At 60.1% G+C, this 14,053-nt stretch carries 14 protein-coding genes; 4 read left to right on the top strand and 10 right to left on the bottom strand.

Going from position 1 to position 14,053, the window contains the following annotated elements; all coding sequences use genetic code 11:
* The first annotated feature begins 383 nt into the window (after positions 1–383).
* Positions 384–968 carry an alpha-ketoglutarate-dependent dioxygenase AlkB gene (locus tag EFB14_RS32365; RefSeq protein WP_126830853.1) on the top strand — a complete coding sequence of 195 codons (585 nt, stop codon included), beginning with the start codon at positions 384–386 and terminating at the stop codon, positions 966–968.
* Between the two features lie 306 nt (positions 969–1,274).
* On the opposite strand, the gene EFB14_RS32360 is transcribed toward EFB14_RS32365, so the two are convergent.
* The 4 genes from EFB14_RS32360 to EFB14_RS32345 are packed head-to-tail and all read right to left on the bottom strand — an operon-like array spanning position 1,275 to position 5,012.
* Positions 1,275–2,051 (bottom strand): ABC transporter permease, encoded by a 777-nt coding sequence (locus EFB14_RS32360; RefSeq protein ID WP_126830851.1) that lies wholly within the window; start codon positions 2,049–2,051, stop codon positions 1,275–1,277.
* A complete protein-coding gene (locus EFB14_RS32355; RefSeq protein ID WP_126830849.1) occupies positions 2,035–2,865 on the bottom strand; it encodes an ABC transporter ATP-binding protein in 831 nt (276 codons plus the stop codon). Before EFB14_RS32355 ends, EFB14_RS32360 begins: the two co-directional genes overlap by 17 nt.
* A 15-nt stretch (positions 2,866–2,880) precedes the next feature.
* Positions 2,881–3,882 carry an ABC transporter substrate-binding protein gene (locus tag EFB14_RS32350; RefSeq protein WP_126830847.1) on the bottom strand — a complete coding sequence of 334 codons (1,002 nt, stop codon included), beginning with the start codon at positions 3,880–3,882 and terminating at the stop codon, positions 2,881–2,883.
* Positions 3,883–3,929: 47 nt separating this feature from the next.
* Positions 3,930–5,012, bottom strand: coding sequence for a 4-oxalomesaconate tautomerase (locus EFB14_RS32345; protein ID WP_126830845.1), 1,083 nt, complete (start codon positions 5,010–5,012; stop codon positions 3,930–3,932).
* A gap of 109 nt (positions 5,013–5,121) precedes the next feature.
* Here EFB14_RS32345 and EFB14_RS32340 point away from each other — a divergent pair, with 109 nt between their 5' ends.
* On the top strand, positions 5,122–6,024 hold the full coding sequence (locus EFB14_RS32340) for a LysR family transcriptional regulator (protein WP_125847715.1): 903 nt from the start codon (positions 5,122–5,124) through the stop codon (positions 6,022–6,024).
* A 371-nt stretch (positions 6,025–6,395) separates the two neighbouring features.
* On the opposite strand, the gene EFB14_RS32335 is transcribed toward EFB14_RS32340, so the two are convergent.
* The 6 genes from EFB14_RS32335 to EFB14_RS32310 form a co-directional block, all read right to left on the bottom strand.
* Positions 6,396–6,668, bottom strand: coding sequence for a MurR/RpiR family transcriptional regulator (locus EFB14_RS32335; RefSeq protein WP_164737632.1), 273 nt, complete (start codon positions 6,666–6,668; stop codon positions 6,396–6,398).
* A 40-nt stretch (positions 6,669–6,708) separates the two neighbouring features.
* Positions 6,709–7,725 (bottom strand): Gfo/Idh/MocA family oxidoreductase, encoded by a 1,017-nt coding sequence (locus tag EFB14_RS32330; protein WP_126830843.1) that lies wholly within the window; start codon positions 7,723–7,725, stop codon positions 6,709–6,711.
* A gap of 31 nt (positions 7,726–7,756) precedes the next feature.
* Positions 7,757–8,539 carry a TIM barrel protein gene (locus tag EFB14_RS32325; protein WP_125847779.1) on the bottom strand — a complete coding sequence of 261 codons (783 nt, stop codon included), beginning with the start codon at positions 8,537–8,539 and terminating at the stop codon, positions 7,757–7,759.
* A gap of 109 nt (positions 8,540–8,648) precedes the next feature.
* The gene (locus EFB14_RS32320) at positions 8,649–9,437 is read right to left on the bottom strand and encodes an ATP-binding cassette domain-containing protein (protein WP_125847709.1); all 789 of its coding nucleotides are present in this window, start codon (positions 9,435–9,437) and stop codon (positions 8,649–8,651) included.
* Positions 9,437–10,561: an ABC transporter permease gene (locus EFB14_RS32315; RefSeq protein ID WP_125847706.1), complete on the bottom strand. Its 1,125-nt coding sequence runs from the start codon at positions 10,559–10,561 to the stop codon at positions 9,437–9,439. The genes EFB14_RS32320 and EFB14_RS32315 overlap by 1 nt, the downstream gene beginning before the upstream one ends.
* A 125-nt stretch (positions 10,562–10,686) precedes the next feature.
* A complete protein-coding gene (locus EFB14_RS32310) occupies positions 10,687–11,637 on the bottom strand; it encodes a sugar ABC transporter substrate-binding protein (RefSeq protein ID WP_125847704.1) in 951 nt (316 codons plus the stop codon).
* A 181-nt stretch (positions 11,638–11,818) separates the two neighbouring features.
* On the opposite strand from EFB14_RS32310, the gene EFB14_RS32305 reads away from it, so the two are divergent.
* Both EFB14_RS32305 and iolE read left to right on the top strand, forming a co-directional pair.
* Positions 11,819–12,814 carry a LacI family DNA-binding transcriptional regulator gene (locus EFB14_RS32305; protein WP_125847701.1) on the top strand — a complete coding sequence of 332 codons (996 nt, stop codon included), beginning with the start codon at positions 11,819–11,821 and terminating at the stop codon, positions 12,812–12,814.
* 73 nt (positions 12,815–12,887) lie between these two features.
* Positions 12,888–13,796: a myo-inosose-2 dehydratase gene (gene iolE / locus EFB14_RS32300; RefSeq protein WP_125847699.1), complete on the top strand. Its 909-nt coding sequence runs from the start codon at positions 12,888–12,890 to the stop codon at positions 13,794–13,796.
* The last annotated feature ends 257 nt before the right edge of the window (positions 13,797–14,053 follow it).

The raw sequence follows: 14,053 nt of genomic DNA, 5'->3' as shown, positions 1-14,053 counted from the left end.
GCGGTGAGTTCGTCACGGACAGCGTCAACGTTCACCGAGCTAGGGCGCTCGCGCGGGACTGGAAGAAGAAGTTCGATCACGTAGGGCATGGCGCGCGAACTCTGAGCGGCCCGGATTGTTCCGGACCGGTCACCCAATCGCGACGCGCCAAGCGTTGATCGCGCGGGGCTTTTAACTGAACCGTGGACATCCTTCGAAGGGTGCAGGCAGGCACGCCTCTCCCCTACAAGGAACACACTAAGCCGCCCGACGTTCCTAGAGACCTGAGCATGCCGAATTCCGCCATCGGAAGATCCGGATCGTTGTGTGAACCACTGTCAACGACATCGCGACGCTAAAATTCGTGGGTCCACTGCGGCAGTAGGCAAATACGAGAAATTTACATGAGCACGATGGACCAGCATGACCTCTTTGGTGCAGTCGAACCGTCCCTGCCGGACGGATTTCGCTATTGGCCGGATGTGGTCCCCGACGATCTGCAGCAGGCCATTCTGGAAGAGATGCTACAGCTGCCGTTCAAGGCTTTCGATTTCCACGGATTCGAAGGTAAACGCAGGACGGTCTCCTACGGCTGGAAATACGACTTCGATACAGAGCGTGTCCGAAAGAGCGAAGATATTCCGCTATTTCTTTTGCCGCTTCGCAAAATCGTATCTGCATTTGCTGGCATCGACTCCGATCGGTTGGAACAGGCATTGGTAACCGAATATGGTCCCGGGGCTCCGATCGGCTGGCACAGGGATAAATTCGTCTTCGGTCGAGTCGTTGGAGTCTCGCTGCTATCTGCATGCACTTTCCGACTAAGACGGCGCCAGGGCAGCAAGTGGCAGCGTAGCTCGATCACGCTCGAACCGCGATCGGCCTATGTGATGGCGGGCGAAGCCAGAACCCGGTGTGAGCATTCCATCCCGCCTGTCGCTCAGCTGCGTTATTCGATAACTTTCCGTGAACTGAGCCCGGTAACCTGAGGGGGCGTCGCTCATCGTCGCCCAACCTCGTGAATTTGCTAAAGGACCACATCGAGGGGGCAAGGAACTGTTTGCTTGGAGTGCGAACCGGGTGAGCTTCCTCACGAGCGTGGTGTTTGCCACCGAGCCGATCCAGGGTTACGGCGATAATTCTTGAGTCAATGGCCGTCCAGAAACCCGCACGATTTTAGCACTTTGATTCGATATCAACCGTGTGTTGGTCGCGCGTTCGAACTCAAAGCCGAAAAAGAGCGAGGTGCCGATGACGGCACCCCGCTTCCAACTCACAGAGCAACTGATCCGGGGTTACGCCGCTCTTTCTTCTGCGGCATTCGGTCTCCACTTGATAAGCCGCCCTTCCAGAACATCGAGAATTCGGTCGATGATGAGCACGAAAATGGCCAGAATGATGATGCCGGCAAATACACCGACCGCGTCGAAGTTGCCTTCCGCCTGCGCGATCAGGTAACCGAGCCCTGCAGAGGATCCAAGATATTCGCCAATGATGGCGCCGACCACCGCGAAGCCAACAGACGTGCGAAGGGAGGACAAAATCCAGCTGGCCGCAGCCGGGAAATAGACGTGCCGTAATAGCTCGGAACGTTTGGCCCCGAGGATTTTTGCGTTTGCGAGGATCACCGGATTAACCTCGCGCACACCCTGCATCGCATTGAAGAAAGTGATGAAGAAGACCAGCGTTACGGCAAGCGCCACCTTGGACCAAAGACCGAGTCCAAGCCAAAGAACGAAGATCGGTGCGAGAACGACGCGGGGAATGGCGTTGAGCCCCTTGATGAACGGGTCAAGGATCCGCGCCGCGCTGCGGCTGAGACCGAGCCATACGCCTGCCGCGACGCCCAATCCGGTACCGATGATATAACCCAGCACAGTCTCCGTCAGTGTGATTGACACATGACGATAGAAGCCGGGGTCGACAATCCAGCTGACGATTTGGTTGAAGATATCCAGTGGGGCTGGAAAGAAGAAGACATCAATGAAGCCGGCGGTCACGCCGAGCTGCCAGCCCCCGAGGATAAAAACCAGCATACCGAGCTGGACAATGCGTTCAGTCACGACGTTCATAGCTTTTCTCCACTTCGCCGCGCAGGGAAGCCCAGATATTGCGATAGAGATCCATAAAGCGGGGATCGAGTTTGATCTCTGCCACATCCCGTGGCCGCTCGAGATCGACCGGGAAACTTTCGATGACCCGCGAACGAGGGCCGGCGGCCAAAATGGCGACGCGGTCTCCAAGCGCGATGGCCTCTTCGAGGTCGTGCGTGATCATGACCACGGCGCGACGTTCTTCCTGCCAAAGGCGCAGCAATTCATTCTGCATGAGATGGCGCGTGTGGATGTCGAGCGCCGAGAAGGGCTCGTCCATCAGGATCACCTTCGGACCGGCAATGAGGGCCTGCGCCATCTGGACACGTTTGCGCTGGCCGCCGGAGAGTTGGTGCGGATAGCGGTGTTCGAAGCCCTTCAGCCCGACCTTGGCAAGCCAGCTCATCGAACGCTCGCGGCGCTCAGTGGCTCCAACACCCCTGAACATCAGGCCGAGCTCGACATTTTCGATGGATGTCTTCCACGGAAGCAGCGCGTCCTGCTGGAAGAGATAGCCAATGTCGTTCTGCACGCCCTTTACCGGCGTGCTGTCGATCGTCACCGTACCGCTCGCGGGTTTCAGAAGACCTGCGATCGCGTTCAAAATGGTGCTCTTGCCGCAACCGGTCGGGCCGACGATGGCGAGAAACTCGCCATCGGCAACCGTGAGGTTGACGTCCTGCACCGCGACATAGGAACCAAACGACATTGTCACGGCGTCGATCGATACCATCGGCTTTGCGTTTTGCTGTCCCATCGGGATAGGCATGGGGTTTACGACAGCCAAAGACATGGCCTCCTCCTAGGATCAGTTGGTAGTCTTATCCGTTACCTTGTCCACGAAAGCGTTCGTGTAGGTTTTGGAAAGATCGATTGATGCGGCAGCAACCTTTTCGTTGAAGCTCTTGAGAACGGCCAACGGCGTCTGCGTGTCCGTCTCGCTGAATTTGCCGTCCACCGAGAAAATCGGCTTGGCATTCTGGACGGCCTTCACATAGGTGTCCCGGTCGCCAGAGATGAATTCTTTCGGCAATTTTTCGACAATCTCTTCGGCGCTATGTGTGTTCATCCATGCCAGTGCCTTCACGGTCGCGTTCGTGACCTTCTGGATGGTTTCCGGGTTCTCATCGATATAGGCCTGTGTCGCATAGAGGACGGCGGTCGGATAAATTCCGCCATAGATCTCCTTGGCTCCCTCGTCGCTGCGGGCGTCGATCAAAATCTTGCCGACACCCTTGGCTTCGATAAAGGTCGCCGCGGGATCGTAGTTGACCAGAAGATCAACCTTCCCTTGCTCGAGCGCCGCAACAGCAGCTGAACCGGAGCCGACCCCGATCAAAGAGACGTCATCAGCCGATAGGCTATGGCGCTGCAGATAGTAGCGAACGAAGAAGTCTGAAGACGAGCCCGGCGCTGTGATGCCGATCTTCGCGCCCTTGATTGTTTCAGGTTTGGCAGGATCGAACGCAGCGTTTTTTCCACCGGCAAGCACGAGCCCGGAATTGCGGGCCAGTTGCACAAAGCCCACGACCGCCTTGTTCTGCGACTGCATCTGGATCGTATGGTCGTAGAAGCCGACAGCGATATCCGTGGAGCCGGCAACAAGCGCCTGCAGCGTCTTGGAGCCGCCAGATGCGAAGTTTTCGACGGTCACCTCAAGACCTTCCTTCTCGTAGAGACCGAGGCCGGCTGCGACCGGGAAGGGCAGGTTGTTGAGGTTGTAGGACCCGACGCTGATGCGGACCGGTTCCGCAAAAGCCGAACCGGCAAAAGCGACCGTTGCCGCAAGAGCGAGTATAAGTTTACGCATGTGTATTCCTCCCTGATGCGTGGCGCCCTCCCGGCAACCACTTCCGATTATGCAGCGCAAACCACTTGCGCGATAGGTTTTGCAAAGACCCGACCCTCGAAGAGGCGTCGGGCGGTCCGCAGGATTCCGGCAACTGTCTTGCCGTTGCGGGTATCCAGTTTTACTTCCAAACGACCGCTTGGATGTTCGAGAACGAGGACGACCGGCGGCTTGCGATTGCCGATCAGTTGCGCAGCGACGGTTCCGTCGCTGATGCAGGCCGTGGCAATCCCAACCGCGCCGGTTGTTGCGAGAGAGGGGTGGCACTGGTGCGGCATGAAATAGCGCACGCCGAGATCTCCGCCCTTGATGGGCGTGGAGATCAACACCGGTTTGGGCGTGACCTGGTTGCTGACATCGCCCATGCCCATACGCCGGCCGGCCTCAAGCCGTAGCGTTTCGAGTCGGTGCAGCATTGCCCCGTTGGCGTTGAGCTCGGCTGCAGGTTCGTTGCCCGTCACATCGAGGGCGGCGGCTTCGAGCAGCATCATCGGCATCGCGCAATCGATGCAGGTCACATCGATGCCATCGATCCTGTCGCGCGGGTTGCCGGTCGGGAAAAGCCTGCCTGTGCGTGCCCCGGCTGCATCCATGAAGGTCAGCGCGATCGGTGCCGCATTGCCCGGCACGCCGTCGATCGAGGCATCTCCCATGTAGGCAACGCGGCCATCGGGGGTCGGAACCTCCGCTTCGATGAGTTTGCCGGTATTGACGTTGTGAATGCGCACGCGGGTTGCGCCCGTCGCCGCTCTGACCAGGCCGGCCTCGATCGCGAACGGCCCGACGGCCGCCAGCATATTTCCACAATTTGGTGAGGTGTCCACGAACTGCTGATCGATGCGGACCTGGGCGAACAGATAATCCACATCCGCATCGGACACGGTTGCCGGGCCGACGATCGCAACCTTGCTGGTGACGGGGTTGCCGCCGCCGATACCGTCAATCTGCAGAGGATGACCAGACCCCATGACCGAAAGCAGGATCTGATCGCGTTGACGCGAATCCGATGGAAGATCGGATGCGAGAAAGAACGGTCCTTTGGAGGTGCCGCCTCGCATCAGAACGCAGGGAATGGAAATCAGGTCGTTCATGGTTGTGCCCGCATACTGATGTGATTTTGATATCAATCAACTTCTTTGTTGCAGTAAGCGGCAAAATGATTGATATGTGAAATGCGAATATCAGAGGGAATGATGCGTCATGAGCATCAATTGCGAGATACTGGATCTGCGGGCGTTTCTGTCGGTCGTCGAACTGGAAAACTTCCACCGCTCTGCCGAAGCACTTAATCTGTCCCAGCCGGCACTCAGTCGTCGAATTCAGAAGCTCGAGTTGGCAATCGGGGCGCCTTTGCTCGAGCGCACCACGCGTCATGTCTCGACAACCGCCCTTGGCGCGGAACTGATCCCTTTGGTGCGACGAATGCTTGAGGAGTTCGACACGTCGCTATTTGCGGTGCGCGATGTCGGATCTCAGCGCAGCGGCCTCGTGACAATCGCATGTCTGCCGACGGCTGCTTTCTATTTTTTGCCGACCGTCATCAAGCAATTCAGCGCCGAGTATCCGAATATTCGTTTTCGCATTCTCGATCTGCCGGCCACCGACGGACTGCAGGCAGTCGCCCGTGGGGAAGTCGAGTTCGGCATCAATATCATGGGCTTTTCAGATCCCGACCTCATCTTCGAGAGGCTCATCGAAGATCCATTCGTGCTGGCGGCACGCAAGGATCATCCGCTGGCGGCCAAGAGCGAACTCGAATGGGACGATCTGGCGCCCTATCAACTGATCACAGTTCACCGGTCCAGCGGCAACCGTACGCTTCTTGACGCCGCGCTGGCGAAGTCGAACCTGAAACTGCGTTGGTCCTATGAAGTCACGCATCTTTCGACATCACTTGGTCTGGTGGAAGCCGGGCTTGGAATTTCGGTTCTGCCGAAACTCGCTACACCTCAGGAAGAGCACCCGTTCCTCGTCACAAGACCAATTCGCAATCCTGAAATCTCGCGAACGATCGGCATCGTGCGCCGTCGCGGTGGGACGCTTTCGCCGGCAGCCGAGCGCTTCATGACCATGTTGATTGGGACATGGGCCGAAGGAAACTGAATGGCCAACGTGATGATGTCGGCGAGACGGTGAATTTGCTGGAGCCACAATTCGGCGTGCCGGTCGCCGTCGTGGAGTGTTGCGGCGAGGCGGTATATCCTGCCGCAAGGCTGGCGAGGAGGCGCACCCTTAAGAAATCCACATCCGCCCCATCGCGCCCATGGGGCAGAAGCAAATGGTCGCGATGGCACAGGCGTTCATCGCCCGCGCGCCCGAGACGATCTCTCGTGTTCGAGCCGACCTGGGTGACATTTCCGTCTTACACATCCTTTCTCGGTGCTGATGGTTGGAGCTGCTTCCGCGCACGCGGCAACAGCTCGATGAATGCCAACATGCCAACTGGCCCTGCGGCATATGACTGCCTCAGTACATTACATATTCCGAAGATGTGCTCGGAATAGTGCCTTGAAGTCTCGGAAGCCATTGAAACCGAACGCATGTGCAAGGCGCAAAACCGTCTGCGGTGCGACCCCACAGGAGACGGAAATCGACTTGATGGTGCCGAAGGCCATTTCCTCGGGACGCTCGAACGCGAACTGTGCGACCTTTTTAAGTTGATCCGGCAGGACCACTGTCCGGGATACTACCAGACCTTTGAGGTCCTTGATCGTCGTCGGCCGCGCCGATCGCTCTATGTCAATCATGTCCATAGCTCCGGATTGATCGCGGCCGAGTTCGTTGACATCACTTCACGGGCACGGGGGCCTTCTTCTGGACCGACTCGATGCAAGCGAGCGCGATCGCCAGCGCCTGGCGGGCGTCGTGCCCCGTCGCGCCTGCAGAGTGCTTGCCTTCGCGAACCGACTTCGCGAACGAGGCGAGTTGGGCGGTATAGCCGTGGATGAAGTGGTCGGTGTCGCGACGCCATGTGTCGTTGGACACGCCGTCCTTATCGAACATAGTCATGCTGGAGCGGCGGACGTCTCCCATGGTGATCATGCCGCCTGAGCCGAACACCTCGCCGCGGATGTCATAGCCATATATGGCGCAGAAGTTGGCTTCCGCCACAGCCACGGAGCCGTTGTCGAACCGGATGGTGACGACGGCGGTATCGAGAAATCCTTTGTCCTTGGCGTCAGGGCGGACCAACGCGTCGCCAACGGCGTAGACCTCGGTGGCCTTCGCACCGGGGTTCAGCCACAGCAGCGTGTCGAAGTCGTGGATCAGGGTCTCGTAGAAGATGGTCCAGAGGGGAATGCGGTCCGGATCGGCACCGAACGGGCCGGGATCACGGGTGAGCGAGCGGATGAGCTGGGGGGTGCCGACCTTCCCGGCGTCGATTGCTGCGCGGCCTTCGGCGAAGGCCTGATCCCAGCGTCGATTGAAGCCGACCTGGAGAGGGACGCCAGCCGACTTGGCGGCGGCGACGGCGCGCTCGGCGTCTGCGAGGGTGAGGGCCATCGGCTTCTCGCAAAACACGGCCTTTCCGGCCTCCGCCGCCTGAACGACGACATTGGTGTGGAAGCGGGCGGGCGTGGCGATGATCACGGCGTCGAGGCCTGGATGGGCGAGCAGCTCGGCGACGTCAGTATAGGAGGCGTCGACGTCAAGCTTGGCGGCTAGGTTTGCGGCGGCACCGGGAGCCGGGTCGGCAATGGCGACGAGTTCGGCATCGACCAGACGACGGGCGACGGTCTCGCCATGGAAGGAGCCGATGCGGCCGGCTCCGATGAGGCCGATGTTGACGGGTTTCTTGGGCATTGTCTTGTTCCTGTTTTGGGAGACTTGAACTTCAGAGAGTGAAGGCTTTGCGGAAGGCTTCGAGGGCGACGTCGGAGTCTCCGGATGCCCAGGCCTCCATGCCGATCGGACCGGAATAGCCCATGGCGGCGAGCGCCTTGGCGATGCCATTCCAGTTGACCTCGCCTGTGCCCGGTTCAAATCGGCCGGGAACGTCGGCGACCTGAATTTCGCCGATCCAAGGTAGAGATTTGCGGCACAGCTCGATCAGGTTCCCTTCGCCGATCTGCGCGTGATAAAGGTCCAGATTGAGCCTCAGGCGCGGATGATCAATGCTGGAGACCAGCGCCAGCGTGTCCTCGGCGCGGCCGAACGGGACGCCTGGATGGTCGACAGGGAGGTTCAGGTTCTCAAGCGTAAATGTCACGCCTTCCTCTTCGGCGAGGTCGACGATGCGGGACAAGGTGTCGCGGGCCTTGAGCCACATGGCTCCTGTCACGATCTCCATCGGCTGAACCGGCAGGCCGCGGTCGCCAAGTCCGGTGCCGTGAAGGTTCAGGCGTTGAACGCCGAGGCGCTTGCCGACCTGTGCGGTCTCGCGGGCCGTCTTGAGCAGCTCGGCGGCACCATCGTCATCGGTGAGCCGGCCCCTCAGATAGCCATTCATGATCGTGAACGTCGCTCCGGTCGCTTCGAGCTTGCCGATGTCGTGCTCTGGCCAGTTCCAGAGACCCACACCGAAACCGAGTTCTTTGAGTCGGGAGGCGCGCCATTCGATCGGCTTGTCGCGCCAGATCATTTCGGCGCAGGCTGCGAGCGGGAACGAAGAAGTCATGTCATTACCTGGTCCGGTCGTCGCCGGACTCCTCTTGGCTTGTTTCTGGATCGAGCCGATCATCGATCGGAGTGAGGTGTGGCTCCGGACTCCGGGGCCACGGAGGGGGCTAGATGGTGCCCCCGAGTTCCTGCGAAACGGACTGCAGCTCCTTGCCGCCGGCCATCAGGTTCTGAAGCTCGTCGATGCTGATCTCGCCCTTCGTAAAGGTGCCGAGCGTCTTGCCGCGGTTGAGAACCGTGAAGCGGTTTCCGACTGCGTAGGCGTGGCGCACGTTATGGGTGATGAAGATCACGCCGAGGCCCTTCTCGCGGACCTGGTGGACGTATTTTAGCACCATCGAGGTCTGGGCCACGCCGAGGGCCGACGTCGGCTCGTCGAGGATCAGCACCTTGGCACCGAAGTAGACCGCTCGTGCGATGGCGACGCACTGGCGTTCACCACCGGACAGCGTACCGACGGCCTGCTGCGGATCGCGAACATCGATGCCGATACGGTGCATTTGGTCGCGCGTGACGTTGTCGGCGAGGTCCATGTCCATGGTCTTGAACGGGCCGAAGCCTTTCAGGGGCTCCCGGCCCATGAAGAAGTTCCGGGTGACCGACATCAGCGGGATCATGGCGAGGTCCTGGTAGACTGTGGCGATGCCCGAATCGAGGGCGTCGCGCGGGCCTGAGAACAGCCTCGGCTGGCCATCGACGAGGAATTCGCCTGAGCTGGGTTTGTGCACGCCAGCGAGGGTATTAATCAGCGTGCTCTTGCCCGCGCCATTGTCCCCTAGCAGGCACAGAACTTCGTTGGAATGCACCTTCATCGACACGCCGTTGAGGGCGATCACGGAACCGAAGTGTTTGACGAGGTCCTTGACCTCGATGAGGGGCGTCTGGGAATTGCTCATCACCGTTCTCCCGTAACGCGCTTGCGGATGACGTTGTTGAAGATAACCGCGATCAGCAGCATGCCGCCGAGGAAGACGAGATACCAATCCTGGTCGATAGAGGTGTAGGTCAGGCCGATCAGGACCATGCCGAACACGATGGAGCCGAAGAAGGCACCGATCGCCGAACCGTAGCCGCCCGTGAGCAGGCAGCCGCCGATCACCGCGGCGATGATCGCCTCGAACTCTTTCTGGAACCCGCGACGCGCATCCGTAGAGCCGGCATCGAGGACGGTCAGGATGGCAACGAGGGTGGCGCAAAGCGCGGTGATCACAAAGAGCGTCGTCTTGACCCGACGGACCGGAACACCTGACTTCTGGGCCGCCCATGCATCGCCGCCAGCGGCGAATATCCAGTTGCCGAACCGGGTCCGAAGGAGGAGCCAGGTCGCACCGAGCGCGATGGCGATGAACCACAGGATTTCGACGGGAACGCCGGGCACCTGCGGATTGCCGTTGGGAAGCTTGGCGATCACGCCGAGCTCGGCCATCCAACGGAACAATCCCGGAAACGCATCACCCGAGAAGATGGGGGCAAGGGGACTGTTGGCGGCGGCTTCCTTCATTCCACGGAGTTGGGTGGAACCGCCGCTGGCCCATTTGAGACCCACGAGTGTCAGGCCTCGTAGAATGAAGAGGAATGCAAGCGTCACGATGAACGATGGCAGACCCGTCCGGATCGTGATCTGGGCGTTGGTGACGCCGATGCAGACCGCGAAAGCCATGGCGATGAGGATGGCGACGCTGAGGGGAAGCTGGAGCACGACGAGAGCTGTGCCGAAGACGAGGCCGGCGAAGGCCACCATCGACCCGATGGAGAGGTCGAACTCCCCGCCAATCATGAGCAGGGCAGCTCCTATCGCGAGGATGCCGAGCTGCGCGGCGGGGGCCATGAAGTTCATGATGCCCGCGAGCGTGAACATCGCGGGGTTCGCAGTGAACACGAAGAATATTGCAACGAGCACAAGTCCGGCGACGGCCCCGAGTTCAGGGCGGCGCAGAAGCGAGGTGACGGTCGACACTTTCTTGAGCCGCTCATCGGCGCGCGAAGCCGCCGCGCCGTTTTGTTCATTGACGAGGGACATAGCCCGTTCCTTTGCGAATGGTCGTTCAAGTCGCGCCGAAGCCAGAGTGTGCGAGAGACTCCATGGCAATGCGCGTCAGGCAAGAGTGGCGGCCCCCGTGGAGGTTGGGGACCGCCGGGCTTCGCTTAGCGAATGCCCTTTGAGGACTTCTCGATGACGGAAGCAGCGGTGTCCTTCTCGACGAAGCTCGGACCCGACGGGACATTGCCTGCCGGGATGGTGCCGTAACGGGCGTTGAGCGCGAGGAAGGTCACGGGCAGGTAACCCTGCAGATAGGGCTGCTGGTCGACGGCGAACAGCGCCTTACCGTCGGCGACGGCCTGGAGGAAGTTGGCGGACAGGTCGTAGGAAGCCACCTTCACCTTGTCGGCAACGCCCATCTTCTCAACGACGGCTACGGCGCGCTCGCCGACGAGCGGAGCGGATAGGCCCAGGACGACGTCGATCGACGGATCGGATGTCAGGGCAGCCTGAATCTTGGCTTCGATTTCGGCCGGATCGGCAGTCGTCGGAAGCACGGTTACCTTGCCGCCTTCAAAGCCCTTCTCGGTCCCGGCGCAACGCTGGTCAAGCGCGGCATTGCCGACTTCCTGGTTGACGCAGAGGACATGCTTAAGGCCGAGCGACTTGAGCTTCGCGCCGACCTTGATGCCTGCCGGAGTTTCGTCCTGGCCCACATGGAGCCTGATGCCCAGCTTCTCCTGGGCGGCGATGCCCGAGTTCATCGAGATGACCGGGATGCCCGCGGCGACGGCCTTTTCGATCGCCGGGCCGAGAGCGTCCGGATCGGGATTGGAGATGACGATGCCAGCCGGATGCTGGTTGACGGCGGCTTCGATCAGCTGGCCCATCGCGACCATGTCAAAAGTTTCGGGCGCGCGGTAGTCCACCTTGATGTTGCTGTCCTTGGCAGCCTGCATCATGCCGTTCTTGACGATCGACCAAAACGGGTCCGATGCCTGCCCGTGCGTAACGGCGATGATGGAGATTTCCTGCGCCTTGACGGCGACGGCGGCCGAGGTGGCGACACCGAATGCGATTGCGCTCATGGCGAGCGTCTTCAGCAGAGCTTTCATTTCTTCCTCCTGGTATGCCGTCCCACTCCTCCGGGACGGCTAAAAACATTTTGCACCCGGGTGCAAAATCGCTTGCACCCGGGTGCAAGTGGATGCATATTATTGCCAGATGTTATAAAAGCAAGAGATTATTTCATCGGTAGGCGATGATGGAATATTTGTTCCATCCGAGGGGAGAGGCATGCGAAAGCGGGCTACGGCTAAGGAAGTGGGGGAGGCGGCGGGGGTGTCCAAATGGACGGTCATTCGCGCGTTCAAGCCCGGCGCGTCGATCACCGACGAAGCCAAACGCAAGATCATGGAGGCGGCGGAGAAACTGAACTATTCGCCCAATCTGCTCGCGCGCAGCCTTTCGACGAACGTCACCCATCAGGTCGCCGTGCTCGTCGACGACTTCGCCAACCCGCAGAAACTTCCGTTTCTGGAATCCCTGACCGAGCGCCTGCAGGCCGAGGGTCTCGTGGCGATGCTCATCAACATCAACAATCACTTCGACCATGTGCATGCGCTTCTCAATGCCGACCAGCGCCTGGTCGACGCCATCATTCTCCTCGGCACCGCATTTCGGGACGAGACCTTGAACGACCGTCGCTTGGGACCGGGCATGCCGCCCATGTTTGTCCTCGCACGCGATAGCCAGATCGAGGGTGTCCCGGCGGTCGTCTGCGACGCGGAAGTCGGCCTGAGGGATATCGTGGACCATCTTCATGAACGGGGCTATCGGCGGCCAGGCTTCATGACCGGGGCCTCGGCGCTGTCGACCGCATTGAAGCGGAGGCACCACTTCGCCGAGTTCTGGAGGCAGAAGGGTGTCGACCACATCGTGGACATCTCAGCCGAGCGCTACAGCCACCAAGACGGCGCAGAGTCGGCACGGAGATACCTTCAGAAGACTCACGCTGGCGAACGGGTCGATGTCCTGATGTGCGAAAATGACATTCTGGCGATCGGTGCGATGGAGACCGCGCGGAGCGAGTTTGGCCTCCGGGTCCCCGACGATATCGCTGTCGTCGGATTCGACAACTACGAACTCGGCGGCACGCCGGCCTTCGGCCTCACGACTTACGAGCAGCCGTGCCGCGAGATGGTTGACCTCGTCGTGGAAATGGTCACTGGCAAGCGCGAAGGAGAGACCATTTCCCTTCCGGGCAAGCTCGTCGTCCGGTCGTCCACGTGATCTGAAACCTGTCATTCGACCTGCGCCCTGCGGCGCAGGATCGCGAACCCGTGCGCAAAATCTGGAGACGCAGATGAACCAGTCCCTATCCTCCCTCCCGCCAGGCGTCCGTCTTGGAGTGAGTCCGTTGTCCTGGGCGAACGACGTTCTCGAGGACCTCGGCGCGAACATCCCGCTCGAAACCTGCCTGGATGATGCGGCTGCAATCGGCTACCAGGGCGTCGAACTCGGGCGCAAGTTTCCCCGCGACGCCGCCGTTCTTCGACCGCTTCTGGATTCGCGTGGCTTGGCCTTGGCGTCGGGATGGCATTCAGGCGAACTGGCCGAGAGGGACGTCGAGGCCGAGATGGCTGCGGTAGCTCCTCATGCAAGCCTTCTTCGCGACATGGGCAGCTCGGTCATGGTCTATGGCGAGGTGGCGATGATGACCCCTGGAGCGCCGCTCGACGCCCCGATGTCAAAAAGGCTTGTCATGCCCACCGACGAAATCGCTGCGTACGCGGTCCGGCTTACGGAATTCGCCAAGCGCCTCCAAGATGCCTATGGCCTCCGGCTCGCGTATCACCATCATCTCATGATGGTCACCGAGACCCTTGACGAAATTTCCACATTGTTCGACCGAGCTGGAGGTGATGTCGGCCTTCTTCTCGACACCGGACACGCGGTTGGCGGCGGCTTCGACTACAAGCACCTCATCGATCGCTTCGGCGACCGGATCGCCCACATCCATCTCAAGGATGTTCGTGGCAAGGTAATGGAGATGGTGAGGGCGGGTGATCTCAGCTTCAATGAGGGCGTGCGCCAGGGCATGTTCACGGTTCCCGGTGATGGCGACGTTGATTTCGCTCCCGTCGCCGATTTCGTGCGGAACGGCTGCTATCGCGGATGGTTGGTCGTTGAGGCTGAGCAGGACCCCGAATTGGCTCCGCCTAAGCCTGCCGTGACAGACGCATTTGATCGCGTCCGTCGGCTTTTCGCTTGAGGATCTCCGCTTTTGGCGGATTGTGTTGAAAAACGCGGCAACGGATCAGCGTCTCATTTTGCCTCAAATGATGTTGCGCGAGTACGGCTTGCACAGGCTACAGTTGGAATTGTATTCCTCACGCTTCGCGTGAAAATCACTTCGAACGCGGTCTAGTGGAGTCTTTCAACACAATCTGCGCCAAGCGGCCACGAGCTCCGTTCGACCGGTGACACTTGCTGACGAATTCGTCCGTTGCCCCAATCCTCTCCCGCACA

Source organism: Rhizobium fabae (assembly GCF_003985135.1).
Lineage (GTDB): Bacteria > Pseudomonadota > Alphaproteobacteria > Rhizobiales > Rhizobiaceae > Rhizobium > Rhizobium pisi.
This window is presented reverse-complemented; position numbering and strand designations above follow the sequence as displayed.